The sequence below is a fragment of the Pengzhenrongella sicca genome, from assembly GCF_017569225.1.
In the GTDB taxonomy this organism is placed as follows: Bacteria; Actinomycetota; Actinomycetes; order Actinomycetales; family Cellulomonadaceae; genus Pengzhenrongella; species Pengzhenrongella sicca.
On record NZ_CP071868.1, the window covers coordinates 383,787 to 398,279 of the forward strand.

The window sequence follows — 14,493 nt, forward strand, 5'->3', positions numbered from 1 at the left end:
GGACGTGACCACACAGTCCACCGGAGGTGGTCCGGTGCTCGACGGCGCCGGCCAGCCCCTCGACCAGATCGCGCTGGTCGGGATCTCGGCCACGGGCTATCACGGCGTGTTCGACCACGAGCGCCGCGACGGCCAGCTCTTCCGGGCCGACGTCGTCGTGCACCTCGACACCCGGCGAGCCGCGGCGACCGACGACCTCACCAGGACGATCGACTACGGCGCGCTCGCGCAGCAGGTCGCCGCCGTGCTCGCGGGCGAGCCCGCGAACCTCATCGAGACCGTGGCGGAGCGGATCGCCGCGACGGCGCTCGCCCACCCGGCCGTCGCGGCCGTCGACGTGCGCGTGCACAAGCCGCAGGCCCCCGTCACCGTCCCGTTCGAGGACGTCGCGGTGACGATCCGGCGCGACCACAGCCGGCTGCCGGCGGCCGAGCCTTGGGAGGCCCCGCGCGCGGAGCCTCGGCCCGCGGACCGCGACCCCGAGGGCGACGACGGCGCGAGCCGCGCGTTCGAGGCCGTCGCGGCCGCGGTAGCCGCGGCCGTGCCCGCCGCCCGGGCCGGCGCCCCGACCGGCTCCGACGGCGCCGCCGAGCAGCGCGAGCGGGACCGGCTCGAGCTGGCACCGCCCGAGCCGGTGGAGGTCGTGCTCGGCCTCGGCTCGAACCTCGGCTCCAGCCAGGACACCCTGCGGGCCGCGGTGGCGACGCTCGGCACGATCGTCGGGCTCGAGATCGACGCCGTCTCGCCGCTCGCCCGGACCGCCCCGGTGGGCGGGCCCGAGCAGCCCGACTTCCTCAACGCCGTCGTCATCGCGCACACGACGCTCTCCCCGACCGAGCTGCTGCGGGCGACCCAGGCGATCGAGAACGCGCACGGCCGGGAGCGCCACGAGCGCTGGGGGCCGCGCACGCTCGACATCGACCTCATCGCGTACGGCACGACCCTCGCGGTCACGGACGACCTCGAGCTCCCGCACCCGCGCGCGCACCAGCGCGCGTTCGTGCTGCAGCCGTGGGCCCAGATCGCCCCCGACGCGATGCTGCCCGGGCTCGGCGGCGGGCCCGTGGCCGCGCTCGCGGCGACCGCGCCCGACCGTGACGGCATCCGCTGGCTCGCCCTCGACTGGCTGACCGCGCCGCGGCACGTGGTGGACGAGGCGCCGGTGGCCAGCGCGCCGGAGACCGGGTCGCAGGCCTCGCTCGGCGTCCTCGACCCGGCGCTGGGCGCGGCGTTCGGGTCCGGTCCCGCGCTCGCGGCCGCGGTCGCGGTCGAGCTGGCGGCACCGCCGGAGCCCGAGCCGCAACCCGAACCCGAACTCGAACTCGAACCCGAGCTCGAACCCGAGCTCGAGCCCGAGCCCGAGCCCGAGCGGACGCCCGAGCCCGAGCCGGAGCCCGTCCCGAACCCGCGGCCGCTCAGCTGGCTGCCGGACCCGCCGTCGCCCGAGTTGCCGACCCGAGCCGACCCGCACAGCTGATGCAGCGCACCCGGTGGCAAGCGCTGCTGCGACTCACGACGGCGACGGGCCTGGTGAGCTGGCTGCTCCTGCGGATCCTCGCCCGCCAGTCGGTGAGCCTCCCGCAGGTCCCGTGGCTCGTGATCGGCGTGCTCCTGGTCATCGCGGGCACCGTGTTCACGATGGGCTGGGCCGTGCGGCAGTTCCTGCGCGGCAAGCGGCCGAACCTCGACCCGATCCGCGCTGCCCGCACCGCGGTGCTCGCGAAGGCGTCCGCGTACACGGGCTCCCTGCTCGCGGGCTGGTACGCCGGGCAGGTGCTGCTGCTGCTCGGCGACCTCGACATCGTGGTGCGCCGCGAGCGCGCGATCGCCGCCGCGTGTGCGGCCGTCGCGGCGGTGCTGCTGTGCGTCGTCGGCCTGCTCGTGGAGTGGTTCTGCCAGGTCCCGCCGCCCACCGACGACGCCGCCGAAACCAGCGGGTCGCAGCCCTCGGACCCGGCCGCCGCCTGATCCTGGCCGCGACGGTGGAAGGATGGGCGCATGACGACGAACGCGATGCAGGCCGGGCCGTTCGACCCGCCCCAGGTGGTCTGGGTGCCGGTCTCTGCCCGGCTCGCGTCCGCCCGGCTCGCGTCGATGGGCATCTCGGTCGGCATCCCGTTCGTCGGCGCGGTCGTCGCGGCGGCGCTCACATCGATCGCGTGGCTGTGGGCGATCCCGGCCGTCCTCGCCCTCCTCGGCGTCTGGCTGCTGTGGCTGATCCCGCGGCAGGTGCGCGCCGTCGGCTACGCCGAGCGCGCCGACGACCTCCTCATCCGCAAGGGCATCATGTTCCGCTCGATGGTCGTGGTGCCGTACGGCCGCATGCAGTACGTCGACGTCGAGGCCGGCCCGCTCGCGCGCGCGTTCGGCATCGCGTCGGTGCAGCTGCACACCGCGTCGCAGGGCACCGACGCCGTGATCGATGGCCTGCCGCCGGAAGAGGCGGCCCGCCTGCGTGACCAGCTGGCCTCGCGCGGCGAGGCGCGGCTGGCCGGCCTGTGAGCCAGCCGCCCGACGCCGTGCGCCCCGCCACGCCCCCGGCCGACGCTGCGCCCGACCCGACAGCGCCCGACCCGACAGCGCCCGACCCCACGCCCCCCGGGCTCGCCTGGCGCCGCATGCACCCCGTCACGCCCGCGGTGAAGGGCTGGAAGGTCCTCGCGGTGCTGCTGTTCATCGCGGTGCAACAGTTCGGCGACAACATCGAGCAGGCGGGCGAGCTGTTCGCCGGGCGCGGCTGGCTCATCGCCCTCGGCGTGATCGTCGGCGGCGCGCTCATCGGCTTCGGGTACGCCGCGGTCGCCTGGCGCATGACGCGCTTCGCGATCGACGACGAGGCGGTCTACCTGCACAGCGGCATCCTGTTCCGGCAGCAGCGCAAGGCGCGGCTGGACCGGCTGCAGGCGGTCGACGTCGTGCAGCCCATCCTCGCGCGCATCCTCGGGCTCTCCGAGCTCAAGCTCGAGGTGGCGGGCGGCGCCGGCTCGGCCGTCTCGCTCGCCTTCCTCAAGGAGGACGACGCCGCGCGGCTGCGTGCGGAGCTCCTCGCGCGTGCCGCCGGCGTGCGCCGGGTCGTCGGCGCCGAGGACCCGGTGCCGGCTCCCGCGCAGAATGTCCTCGAGGTCACGCCCTGGACGCTTGTGGGCTCGCTCGTCCGCTCCGGCATGACGATCTGGGCGGTGCTCGTCATCGCGGGGCTCGTGGTCGGTGTGGTGCTCTCGGGCGAGCTCAGCACGGTCTTCGTCGCGATCCCGGTGCTGCTGGGCCTCGTCGGCTTCTACTGGGGGCGGTTCACCCGCGAGTTCAACTTCCACGCGGCGATCTCGCCCGAGGGGATCGGGCTGCGGCACGGTCTGCTCGAGTCGCGCTCGCAGACGGTGCCGCCGGGGCGCGTGCAGGCGCTGCGCCTGAGCCAGAGCCTGCTGTGGCGGGGGCCGTCCTGGTGGCGCGTCGAGATGAACGTCGCCGGCTACAGCGGCGCGCAGGCGCAGCTCACCGAGAACGTGCTCCTGCCCGTGGGCGACCGTGACCAGGCGCTCATCGCCGTGTGGCTCGTGCTGCCGGACCTCGGCATCGAGGACCCGCGGACCGTGCTGACGCAGGCGTTGGACGGCAGCGGCGACGGCCAGGGGTTCACGACCATGCCGCGCAGCGCCCGCTGGCTCGACCCGCTCGGCTGGCGCCGGACCGGCTACCTCGTCACGGATCGGGCGCTGCTGATCCGCAGCGGTTGGCTCGTGCACCGACTCGTGATCGTGCCGCACGAGCGCACGCAGTCCCTCGGCGTGGAGCAGGGGCCGCTGCAGCGCCGCCTCGGCGTGGCGTCGCTCGTCGTGCACTCGACCCCCGGGCCGGTGGCCCCGCGCGTCCCGCACCTCGCCGTGGCGGCGGCGGGGGACCTCATGACCGAGCAGGCGGCCCGCGCGCGGATCGCGCGCGCCGGCGCCCACCCCGAGCCCGAGCCCGAGCCCGAGCCCGAGCCCGAGCGCGAGCCCGAGCCGGAGCCCGAGTCCGAGCGCGAGCCCGAACCCCGGCCCGAGCCGGGGACCGAGCGGTGACGGTCGACCGCCCCGGCCGCCTCGGGGTCGGCATCGTCGGCGCCGGCCGCGTGGGCGCCGTGCTCGGCAGCGCGCTGCGCGCCGTCGGGCACCCCGTCGTCGCCGCGAGCGGTATCTCGGCCGCCTCGCGGGACCGGGTGGACGCGCTGCTCCCGGGGGTTCCGCTGCTCGAGGTGCCCGACGTCGTCCGGCAGGCCGAGCTCGTGCTGCTCACCGTGCCCGACGACGCGCTCGGCCCCCTGATCGCGGGCCTGGCCGAGCTGGGGGCCTGGCAGGCCGGCCAGATCGTGCTGCACACCTCGGGGCGGTTCGGGACGGACGTGCTCGCGCCCGCCCGCGCCGCCGGCGTGATCCCGCTCGCCGTGCATCCCGCGATGACCTTCACGGGCACCTCGCTCGACCTCGTCCGGCTCGAGGGCTGCTGCTTCGCGGTGACCGCGCCCGGCCCCGTCCTCCCGATCGGGCAGGCGCTCGTCGTCGAACTCGGCGGCGAGCCCGTCGTGGTGTCCGAGGCCGCGAGGCCGCTGTACCACGCGGCCCTCTCGCACGGCGCGAACCACCTCGTGGTGCTCGTCGCCCAGGCCGCCCAGGCGCTCGCCGCGGCGGGCGTCGAGCAGCCGGGCCGCGTGCTCAGCCCGCTGCTCGCGGCGGCCCTTGACGGCGCGCTGCGCGCCGAGATGGGGCAGGCCGCCCAGGCCGGCGCCGGCTCGATCGCGACGATGACCGGACCCGTCGCGCGTGGCGACGTCGGGACGGTGCGCGACCACCTCGCGGTGCTGTCCGCGCTCGCGGCGCGCGAGGGCGCCGTCGACATCCCCGTCGCCTACCGCGCGCTCGCCCGCGCGGGCACGCAACGCAGCCTCGCCGCCGGCCGGCTGCGGGAGACCGCGGCCCAGAGCCTGCTCGACGTGCTCGCCGAACCCCCGAGTCCCCAGGAGGACATCGCATGACCCCCCCCGACCCGCTGCTCGCCACCGGAGGATCGGGCGGCGGTTCCCCCGCGCCTGACCGGTCGGGCGCGCGCGGGACCGTGCTCGCGCGGACCCGAGCCGAGCTCGACGCGGCGCTCGCCGCGCTGCCGGCGACCGCCGGCACTGGTGGCCGCGGCACGACCCACGCGCGCGCCGTCGTCATGACCATGGGGGCCCTGCACGCGGGCCACCTGTCGCTTGTGGCGCGCGCCCGCGAGCTCGCCGACGCCGTCGTCGTCACCATCTTCGTCAACCCGCTGCAGTTCGGGCCGAGCGAGGACCTCGAGCGGTACCCGCGCGACCTGGACAGCGACCTCGCTCTGCTCGCGGGGGCGGGCGCCGACGTGGTCTTCGCCCCGACCCTGGACGTCGTCTTCCCCGACGGCGACCCGGTGGTCCGGGTGAGCGCGGGCCAGCTCGGCGCCGTCCTCGAGGGCCGCACGCGGCCCGGCCACCTCGACGGCGTGCTCACCATCGTGCTCAAGCTGGCGCACCTGGTCCGCCCGGACGTCGCGATCTTCGGCCAGAAGGACGCGCAGCAGGTCATGGCCGTGCAGGCAATGGTCCGCGACCTCGACGTGCCGATGACCGTCGTCGCGGCGCCGACCGTGCGCGACGTCGACGGCCTCGCGCTGTCGTCGCGCAACGCGTACCTGTCGGCGCGTGACCGCGAGACCGCGCTCGTGCTCAGCCGCGCGCTGCGGGCCGCCGAGGACGTGGCCCGCGCGCCCGGCACGGACGCCGACGACGTCCGGGCCGCCGCGCGCGCCCAGCTCGCCGGGGCGGACCTCGACCTCGACTACCTCGCGCTCGTGGACCCGCGCACGGCGCAGGAGGTGCCGGCCGCGCACCGCGGCCCGGCGGTCCTCGCGGTCGCGGCGACGGTCGGGGCCACGCGCCTGATCGACAACGTCCCGCTGCGCCTCGGCGAGCGCGCGGGGTCGCTCGGATGAACGGCGCGACGAGCCTGCGGCGCACCATGATGACCGCCAAGATCCACCGCGCGACCGTGACCCAGGCCGACCTGCACTACGTCGGCTCCGTCACGGTCGATGCCGACCTGCTCGACGCCGCCGGCCTGCTGGTGGGCGAGCGGGTCGACATCGTGGACGTCACGAACGGCGCCCGCCTGAGCACGTACGTGATCGCCGGCCCCGCCGGCGCGGGCGAGATCTGCATCAACGGCGCCGCCGCCCACCTCGTGCACCCCGGCGACATCGTCATCCTCATCGCCTACGGGTCGCTCGCCGACGCCGAGGCGCGCACCTTCCGCCCGAACGTCGTGTTCGTGGACGAGGCCAACGCCATCGTGGACGTCGCGGGCGACCCCGGCCAGGTGCCCGCGGCGGGCAGCGGCATGCACGGCGGCCTCCGGCCCAGCGGGCTGCCGCGCTGACGGGGTCCTACGATGCGCGAGTGACTCTCCTCGTCGAGCCCGCCGTGCCCGGACTGCCCGCCGCTGCGTCCCTACCGCGGCTCGCCGCTGGGTCGTCACCGCGGCTCGCCGCGAGACTCGCGGCGCCGGTCGCGGGCTGGACGGCCGAGGCCGACGTCGTCGTCGTCGGGTCCGGGATCGCGGGGCTCACCGCCGCGCTCGAGCTGCGCACGCGCGTGCCGCGCGTGCTGCTCGTGACCAAGACCGTGCTGGCCTCGGGCTCGACCGTGTGGGCGCAGGGCGGCGTCGCGGCGGCGCTCGACCCGGCCGACTCGCCCGCCGCGCACCTGGCCGACACCCTGACCGCCGGCGCCGGGCTGTGCGACCCGCGCGCGGTCGAGGTGCTCGTCACCGAGGGCCCGGCGCGCGTGCGCGAGCTCGTGGCGGGCGGCACGAGGTTCGACCTCGACCTGGCGGGTTCCCTCGCTCTCACCCGCGAGGGCGGGCACCACGCGGACCGGATCGTGCACGCGGGCGGGGACGCGACGGGGGCCGAGATCTCCCGCGCCCTCGTCGCGCAGCTCGAGGCCGTGCGCGCCGATCCCGGCATCGAGGTCATCGAGCACGCGCTCGTGCTCGACGTGCTCACCGCCGCGCCCGGCCCGGACGGGCGGCCCGGGCCAGCCTGCGGGGTGACCCTGCACGTGATCGGCGCGGGCACGCGCGACGGCGTCGGCGCGGCGCTCGGGCGGGCCGTCGTCCTGGCGACCGGCGGCATCGGCCAGGTGTTTCGCTCCTCCACGAACCCGGCGCAGGCGACCGGTGACGGGATCGCGGCGGCGCTGCGGGCCGGCGCGACGGTCGGCGACGTCGAGTTCGTCCAGTTCCACCCGACCGTGCTCTGGCTCGGCTCCGGCGTGCGCGGGCAGCTCACGCTCGTCTCCGAGGCCGTGCGCGGCGAGGGCGCGCTGCTGCTCGACACCGACGGCGTGCGGTTCATGCCCGCGGTGCACCCGATGGCCGAGCTGGCGCCGCGCGACATCGTCGCGCACGCGATGGTGCGCCAGATGGCCGCGACCGGCTCGGACCACGTGCTGCTCGACGCGCGCCACCTCGGCGCCGACTTCCTGCGGGCCCGCTTCCCCACGATCTACGAGCGCCTGCTCGACCACGGCATCGACCTCACGGCCGACCTCGTCCCGGTCGCACCAGCCCAGCACTACCACTCGGGGGGCGTCGTGACGGACCTGTCCGGGCGGTCCAGCCTGCGCGGCCTGTACGCCGCCGGCGAGGTCGCCTGCACCGGCGTGCACGGCGCGAACCGGCTCGCGTCGAACTCGCTCGTCGAGGGTCTCGTGTTCGCGCACCGGGCCGCGCGCGACATCGCCACCCGCGTCGCCGCTGGGGACCTCCCGCGCCGGGACCCCGTCGAGCGGCCCGGGCCGGACGCGCTCGTCGCGGCCGCCGCGCGGTCGCGGATCCAGGCCGCGGCGTCCGCCGGCCCCGGGGTCATCCGGAGCGAGGAGGGCCTGCTGCGCGCCGCCGAGCGGCTGGGAGCCGTCCGCACCGACGCGCACCACGCCGTCGGCATCGTCGCCGCGCCCCAGCCGGGGGAGTGGGAGACGACGAACGTGCACCAGGTCGCGACCGTCCTGACCCAAGCGGCGCTGGCCCGGACCGAGAGCCGGGGCGGGCACTTCCGGTCCGACCACCCGGCGCCGGACGAGGCCTGGCGGCTGCGCCTCGCGGCGACCCTGGCCCCGGACGGCACCCTCGAGATCGTGCCCACCCCGCTGGTGTGACCGGCGCTGGTGTGACCGGCGCCCGCGGCCACTACCGTGGCCCGGTGACCGCCGCGACCCCACTGTTCTCTGCTGGTTCCGAACCCGCTGGATCCGAACCTGCTGGCCTCGATCCCGCTGGCTCCCATCCCGCCGGCCTCGATCCCGCGTGGATCCGGGACGCCGTCGCGCGGGCCCTCGACGAGGACCTCGGCGCGGCGCCGGGGCGGGACGTGACCACGCAGGCCACGATCAGCCCGGACGCCGCCGGCGTCGCGCACCTCGTGGCACGCTCGGGCGGCGTCGTGGCCGGCCTGCCGATCGTCGCCGAGGTGCTCGCGCAGGTGGCCGAGCGACTGGGCCGGCCCGACGTCGTCGTGCGCCTGCTGGTGGCCGACGGCGCGAGCGTGGCCGCGGGAGCGGTCCTCGGCGCACTGTCGGGGCCCGTCCAGGTGGTGCTGGTGGCCGAGCGCACCCTGCTCAACTTCGTCGGCCGCGCGTCGGGCGTCGCCACTCACACGCGACGCTGGGCGGACGCGCTCGCGGGGTCCGGCGCAATGGTGCTGGACACGCGCAAGACGACGCCGGGGTTGCGCGCGCTCGAGAAGTACGCCGTGCGCTGCGGCGGCGGCACGAACAAGCGGATGGGCCTGTTCGACGTCGCGATGGTCAAGGACAACCACGTCGTCGCGGCGGGCTCGGTCGCCGCAGCGGTGGAGGCGGTGCGCGCGCGCTTCCCCGACGTCCTCGTGCAGGTCGAGGCCGACCGCCTCGACCAGGCGCTCGAGGCGGTCGCCGCGGGCGCGCGCTTCCTGCTGCTCGACAACATGTCGACGCCGCTGCTCGCCGAGGTGGTCGCGGCCGTCCGCGCGGGCGAGCCGGCGACGGGTCGCGTCGAGCTCGAGGCGACCGGCAACCTCACGCTCGACCGCGCGCGCGAGGTGGCGGCGACGGGCGTCGACTATCTCTCGGTCGGTGCCCTCACCCACTCCTCCCCGACCCTGGACATCGCGCTCGACCTCCTCGCGTAGCCGGACCGGCAGTGGGCGGTCGGTAGAGTCAGGTGGTGACCTCCTCTCCCGATCTTGCCCCCGACGTCGACCTGCCCGAGCAGATGCGGGTCCGCCGGGACAAGCGCGATCGCATCCTTGCCGCGGGGGGCGAGGCCTACCCCGTCTCGGTTCCCCGGACCCACACCCTCGCCCAGGTCCGGGCCGACCACGCGGATCTCGAGATCGGCGCCGAGACCGACGACGTCGTCGGCGTGGCGGGGCGCGTCGTCTTCCTGCGCAACACCGGCAAGCTCTGCTTCGCCACGCTGCAGGACGGCGAGGGGGTGCGCCTGCAGGTCATGCTCAGCCTCGCCGTCGTCGGCGCGGAGTCGCTCGCGGCGTTCAAGGCCGACGTCGACCTCGGCGACCATCTCTTCGCGCACGGCCGCGTGATCAGCTCGCGCCGCGGCGAGCTCTCCGTCTTCGCCGACGACTGGCAGCTCGCGGCCAAGGCGCTGCGGGCGCTGCCCGTGCTGCACAAGGACCTCTCAGAGGAGTCGCGCGTGCGCCAGCGGTACGTCGACCTGATCGCCCGCCCCGCGGCGCGCGACATGGTCCGGCTGCGCTCGGGCGTGGTGCGGTCGCTGCGCGACAACCTGCACGCGCGCGAGTTCCTCGAGGTCGAGACCCCGATGCTCCAGACGATCCACGGCGGCGCCTCGGCGCGCCCGTTCACGACGCACATGAACGCGTTCGACCTCGAGCTGTACCTGCGCATCGCCCCCGAGCTCTTCCTCAAGCGCGCCGTCGTGGGCGGCGTCGAGCGCGTCTTCGAGATCAATCGGAACTTCCGCAACGAGGGCGTGGACTCCACGCACTCCCCGGAGTTCTCGATGCTCGAGGCGTACGAGGCGTACGGCGACTACAACACGATGGCGACGCTCACGCAGGATCTCGTGCAGCGCGCGGTCGAGGACGTGCTCGGCACCACCACGATCACCCTGCCGAGCGGCGAGGAGTACGAGCTCGGCGGCGAGTGGGCGCAGCTGCGGTTGTACGACTCGCTCTCGCACGCGTTGGGCGCCGAGATCACGTCGGCGACGACGACGACCGAGCTGCACGCCTACGCCGAGCGGTTCGACCTGTCGATCGACCCGAAGAAGGCCAACCACGGCAAGCTCGTCGAGGCGCTGTGGGAACACCTCGTCGGCGATCACCTGTATGCGCCGACCTTCGTGCGCGACTTTCCGGTCGAGACGTCGCCGCTGACCCGCGCGCACCGCAGCGCGCCGGGCCAGGTGGAGAAGTGGGACCTGTACGTGCGCGGGTTCGAGCTCGCCACCGCCTATTCCGAGCTCGTCGACCCGGTGATCCAGCGCCAACGGTTTGAAGCGCAGGCGCTGCTCGCCTCGGCCGGCGACGACGAGGCAATGGCCGTGGACGAGGACTTCCTCACCGCAATGGAGTACGCGATGCCGCCCGCCGGCGGCCTAGGAATGGGTATCGACCGGCTGCTGATGGCGCTGACCGGCCACGGCGTGCGCGAGACGATCCTGTTCCCGTTGGTCAAGCCGCTCGCCTGAGCAGCACGTACAGTGGCGACGTGAGTCCGATTCTTGCCGGTGCCGCAGCCCTCATCCCGTCGGCCGGGGTGGCTTTCCTGTTCTACCTCGCGATACGCGCGCTCGTGAACGCCGATCGCACCGAACGGGCCGCACTGGCGCGCCTCGACGCCCTCGAGCGGGCGAGTGCCGACCCTGCGCAGCCGCGCCGGGATAGCCCGCCAGAACCACGGTAGCGCGCACCCAAGAACCCGCTGGGCCCGCGGCCGGAACGCGGCGGCCGCGGCGAAACCTGCACACAACCTCCGCAGTATCTGCTCGCGCGTGCACAACAACCTGTGGAACAACGCCGGCCGACCTGTGGAACAACGTGGCCGGCAAATTTCGGCGCGTCCCGTGCTTATCCACACTCGCCGCCGCTAGCCTTTGACGCAGGTTACACAAAGTGCGATCATTCCAGCGAAGAAGTTTGTTTCGCCTCCGTTTGAAGGGACAATCCATGGCTCAGAAAGTCCAGGTTCTTCTCGTTGACGACGTCGACGGGGGAACGGCTGACGAGACGGTCACGTTTTCGCTCGACGGCGTTTCCTACGAGATCGACCTCACGACCGACAACGCCAAGCAGCTGCGCGATGCCTTCGCCACCTGGACGGCCAACGCGCGCAAGGTGAGCGGTCGCGCGTCGGCACGCGCCGCCCGCGGGACCGCCGCGCCGCGCCGCGCGAACGGCTCGACGGATGCGACCGCGATCCGCGAGTGGGCTCGGTCCAACGGGCACAACGTGTCCGAGCGCGGCCGCATCTCGGCCGAGATCAAGGCTGCCTACGAGGCCGCGCACTGACCTCGAGAAGCTGCACAGCGCTCACAGTCACGTCCGCGTCCCGTGGTGCCTCGGCACCACGGGACGCGGACGCTCCTGTCTACGGTGCGGTGCGAACGCCGCGGCCGGCCTACGCCGGGCGCCTGGCCGTGAGCTCGCGCACGGCCGCGTACTGCTCGCGCACGCGGGGCGCGGGCTCCGCGGTGTAGGCGCGCAGGCCGTCGGAGGGTGCCCACCGCGGCGGGAGCGTCGAGCCGGACAGCGCCCAGGCGGCCTGCCGCGCCGCGCCGTCCGCCACGTACTCCCCGGGCGGCGGGACGCTCACGTCGAGGCCGAGCACGGCCGGCGCGATCTGGCGCACCGCCTCGGACTGCGCGCCGCCGCCGATGAGCAGCACCCGGCGAACGGGCACCCCCTCCAGCCGCAGCGCGTCGAGGCCGTCCGCGAGCGCGCACAGCATCCCCTCGACGGCGGCCCGGGCCACGTGCGCCGGCGTCGTGTTGGCCAGGCGCATCCCGTGCAGCGCGCCGGTCGCATCGGGCCGGTTCGGCGTGCGCTCGCCCTCGAGGTAGGGCACGAGCACGAGCCCGTCCGCCCCCGCGGGGGCGGCCAGGGCGAGCGCGCTGAGGCCGGCGTGGTCGACGTCGAGCATCCGGGCCGCCGCGTCGAGCACGCGGGACGCGTTCAGCGTGCACGCGAGCGGCAGGAACGCCCCGGTCGCGTCCGCGAAGCCCGTGACCATGCCGCTTGCGTCGGAGGTCGGGGTCGCGGAGATCGCGGAGACGACGCCGGAGGTCCCGATCGAGATCGCAACGTCGCCCTCGACCATGCCGAGCCCGAGCGCCGCCGCGGCGTTGTCGCCCGCGCCGGCGCCGAGCACGGCGTCCTGTGCGGGCGCGGCCGCGCCGCCCGGCAGCGCCAGCCCGGCCGGGACGGTCCCGGCGGTCTCGCCGGCCGCGACGACGCGAGGGACCACGGCGTCGTGGCCGAGCGCGAGCACGAGGAGGTCGGGCCGGTAGGAGTCGGTCGCCGGGGACCAGTAGCCCGTGCCCGAGGCGTCCGAGCGGTCGGTCGTGAGCGCGGCGAGGCCGGCGGGATCGCTGCCCGTGCCCGTACCGGGGCCGTGCCCGGCGAGCCGCCACGTCAGCCAGTCATGGGGGAGCGCGACGGCCGCCACGCGGGCGGCGTTCTCGGGCTCGGCGTCGCGCAACCAGCGCAGCTTCGTCGCGGTGAACGACGCAACCGGCACGGAGCCGATCGCCTGGGCCCACGCGGCCGCCCCGGCGGCGGGGTCGCCGTCGCCCAGCTCGCGGATGAGGTCCGCCGCCGCGGGAGCCGACCGGGTGTCGTTCCACAACAGCGCGTCGCGCACGACGACGCCGTCGGCGTCCAGCGCGACCATGCCGTGCTGCTGCCCGCCGACGGCGATCGCCGCGACGTCGGCCAGGCCGCCCGCATCCTCGACGGCGCGGCCGAGGGCCAGCCACCACTGCTCGGGGTCGATCTCGGTGCCGTCCGGGTGGGCGGCACGACCGGTGCGCACGAGCGCTCCCGTGTCGGCGTCCCGGATCACGATCTTGCAGGACTGGGTGGATGAGTCCACCCCGGCGACCAGCGTCATTGCGAAAGTCCTTTCACGTCGGTGTCCGCGCGCGCCACGCGCGACGCCCGGGCGGTGCCGTCCGCAGGGGACGGCACCGCCCGGGCGCGGGAGAGCGGTAGGTCAGCGAGCGCCGAGCGCGTGCTCGAGGGCCAGCTGGTTGAGCTGCACGAAGCCGTACCCGGGGGCGGCAACGGCGTCGACGTCGAGGTCCTCGAACGCGGACGGGTCCGCGAGCAGGTCGGCGAGCGTCTCGCCCGCGGCGAGGGTCGGCTCGGCGAGCTCGAACACCTTGGCGGCCTGCAGAGCCTCCTGCACCTCGGGGTCGGCGCGGAACGCGAGCGCCCGCTCCTTGAGCAGGATGTACGTGCTCATGTTGGCGGCGGCCGAGGCCCACACGCCGGTGAAGTCCTCGGTGCGCGAGGGCTTGTAGTCGAAGTGGACGGGGCCGTCGTAGCGCGGGCCGCCGCTGGGGAAGCCGTTGACGAGCAGGTCCACGGTGCCGAACGCGGAGAACAGGTCGCCGTGACCGAACACGAGGTCCTGGTCGTACTTGATCGACTTCTGCCCGTTGAGGTCGATGTGGAAGAGCTTCTCGGCCCACAGCGCCTGCGCGAGGCTCGACGTGTAGTTGAGGCCGGCCATCTGCTCGTGCCCGGTCTCCGGGTTCACCCCGACGATGTCGCCGTGCTCGAGCTCGGCGATGAACGCGAGCGCGGAGCCGACCGTCGGCAGGATGATGTCGCCGCGGGGCTCGTTCGGCTTGGGCTCGATCGCGATCTTCAGCCCGTAGCCCTTCTCCTTGATGTACGCGGCGACGGTGTCGATGCCCTCGCGGTAGCGGTCGTGCGCGGCCTTGAGGTCCTTGGCACTGTCGTACTCGGCGCCCTCGCGGCCGCCCCACATGACGAACGTCTCGGCGCCGAGCTCGGCGGCGAGGTCGACGTTGCGGACGACCTTGCGCAGCCCGTAGCGGCGCACGCGGCGGTCGTTCGAGGTGAACGCGCCGTCCTTGAAGATCGGGTGGCTGAACGTGTTGGTCGTGATCATCTCGACCTTGATGCCGGTCTCGTCGAGCGCGGCCTTGAAGCGCGTGAGGATCTTGTCGCGCGTCGCGGCGTCGGACCCGAACGGGATGACGTCGTCGTCGTGGAACGTCACGTAGCTCGCGCCGAGCTTGGCGAGCTGGTGCACAGACTCGACCGGGTCGAGCCACGGGCGGCTGGCGTCGCCGAACTGGTCGCGAGCCTCCCAGCCGACGGTCCAGAGGCCGAACGAGAACTTGTCTTCGGGGGTAGGCAGGCGGGTCATCGAAACTCTCCTCGTCGAGATTT

General features: G+C 74.8%; 14 protein-coding genes. 12 read left to right on the plus strand and 2 right to left on the minus strand.

Going from position 1 to position 14,493, the window contains the following annotated elements; translation table 11 throughout:
* Positions 1–4: 4 nt before the first annotated feature.
* The 12 genes from folK (at position 5) to J4E96_RS01790 (ending at position 11,580) form a co-directional block, all read left to right on the plus strand.
* The gene (folK, locus tag J4E96_RS01735; protein ID WP_227424090.1) at positions 5–1,477 is read left to right on the plus strand and encodes a 2-amino-4-hydroxy-6-hydroxymethyldihydropteridine diphosphokinase; all 1,473 of its coding nucleotides are present in this window, start codon (positions 5–7) and stop codon (positions 1,475–1,477) included.
* A complete protein-coding gene (locus J4E96_RS01740) occupies positions 1,477–1,968 on the plus strand; it encodes a DUF3180 domain-containing protein (protein ID WP_227424091.1) in 492 nt (163 codons plus the stop codon). Before folK ends, J4E96_RS01740 begins: the two co-directional genes overlap by 1 nt.
* Positions 1,969–1,998: 30 nt before the next feature.
* Complete coding sequence (locus J4E96_RS01745) at positions 1,999–2,502, plus strand: PH domain-containing protein (protein WP_227424092.1); 504 nt, start codon at positions 1,999–2,001, stop codon at positions 2,500–2,502.
* A complete protein-coding gene (locus J4E96_RS01750) occupies positions 2,499–4,058 on the plus strand; it encodes a PH domain-containing protein (RefSeq protein WP_227424093.1) in 1,560 nt (519 codons plus the stop codon). Before J4E96_RS01745 ends, J4E96_RS01750 begins: the two co-directional genes overlap by 4 nt.
* A complete protein-coding gene (locus J4E96_RS01755) occupies positions 4,055–5,008 on the plus strand; it encodes a Rossmann-like and DUF2520 domain-containing protein (RefSeq protein WP_227424094.1) in 954 nt (317 codons plus the stop codon). Before J4E96_RS01750 ends, J4E96_RS01755 begins: the two co-directional genes overlap by 4 nt.
* Positions 5,005–5,982: a pantoate--beta-alanine ligase gene (gene panC, locus J4E96_RS01760; RefSeq protein WP_227424095.1), complete on the plus strand. Its 978-nt coding sequence runs from the start codon at positions 5,005–5,007 to the stop codon at positions 5,980–5,982. The genes J4E96_RS01755 and panC overlap by 4 nt, the downstream gene beginning before the upstream one ends.
* Positions 5,979–6,425, plus strand: coding sequence for an aspartate 1-decarboxylase (panD, locus tag J4E96_RS01765; RefSeq protein ID WP_319637723.1), 447 nt, complete (start codon positions 5,979–5,981; stop codon positions 6,423–6,425). The genes panC and panD overlap by 4 nt, the downstream gene beginning before the upstream one ends.
* Before the next feature lie 44 nt (positions 6,426–6,469).
* On the plus strand, positions 6,470–8,206 hold the full coding sequence (locus J4E96_RS01770; RefSeq protein ID WP_406620445.1) for an L-aspartate oxidase: 1,737 nt from the start codon (positions 6,470–6,472) through the stop codon (positions 8,204–8,206).
* A gap of 152 nt (positions 8,207–8,358) precedes the next feature.
* Positions 8,359–9,216, plus strand: a complete 858-nt coding sequence (gene nadC / locus J4E96_RS01775) for a carboxylating nicotinate-nucleotide diphosphorylase (RefSeq protein WP_227425626.1) — start codon at positions 8,359–8,361, stop codon at positions 9,214–9,216.
* Between the two features lie 83 nt (positions 9,217–9,299).
* Positions 9,300–10,760 carry a lysine--tRNA ligase gene (lysS, locus tag J4E96_RS01780; protein WP_227425627.1) on the plus strand — a complete coding sequence of 487 codons (1,461 nt, stop codon included), beginning with the start codon at positions 9,300–9,302 and terminating at the stop codon, positions 10,758–10,760.
* A 20-nt stretch (positions 10,761–10,780) separates the two neighbouring features.
* Positions 10,781–10,975 (plus strand): hypothetical protein, encoded by a 195-nt coding sequence (locus J4E96_RS01785; protein WP_227424096.1) that lies wholly within the window; start codon positions 10,781–10,783, stop codon positions 10,973–10,975.
* Between the two features lie 263 nt (positions 10,976–11,238).
* Positions 11,239–11,580, plus strand: a complete 342-nt coding sequence (locus J4E96_RS01790; protein ID WP_227424097.1) for a histone-like nucleoid-structuring protein Lsr2 — start codon at positions 11,239–11,241, stop codon at positions 11,578–11,580.
* A 109-nt stretch (positions 11,581–11,689) separates the two neighbouring features.
* Here J4E96_RS01790 and xylB read toward each other — a convergent pair whose 3' ends face one another.
* Both xylB and xylA read right to left on the minus strand, forming a co-directional pair.
* On the minus strand, positions 11,690–13,180 hold the full coding sequence (gene xylB, locus J4E96_RS01795) for a xylulokinase (RefSeq protein ID WP_227424098.1): 1,491 nt from the start codon (positions 13,178–13,180) through the stop codon (positions 11,690–11,692).
* A gap of 102 nt (positions 13,181–13,282) precedes the next feature.
* Positions 13,283–14,470: a xylose isomerase gene (gene xylA / locus J4E96_RS01800; RefSeq protein ID WP_227424099.1), complete on the minus strand. Its 1,188-nt coding sequence runs from the start codon at positions 14,468–14,470 to the stop codon at positions 13,283–13,285.
* Between the last annotated feature and the right edge of the window lie 23 nt (positions 14,471–14,493).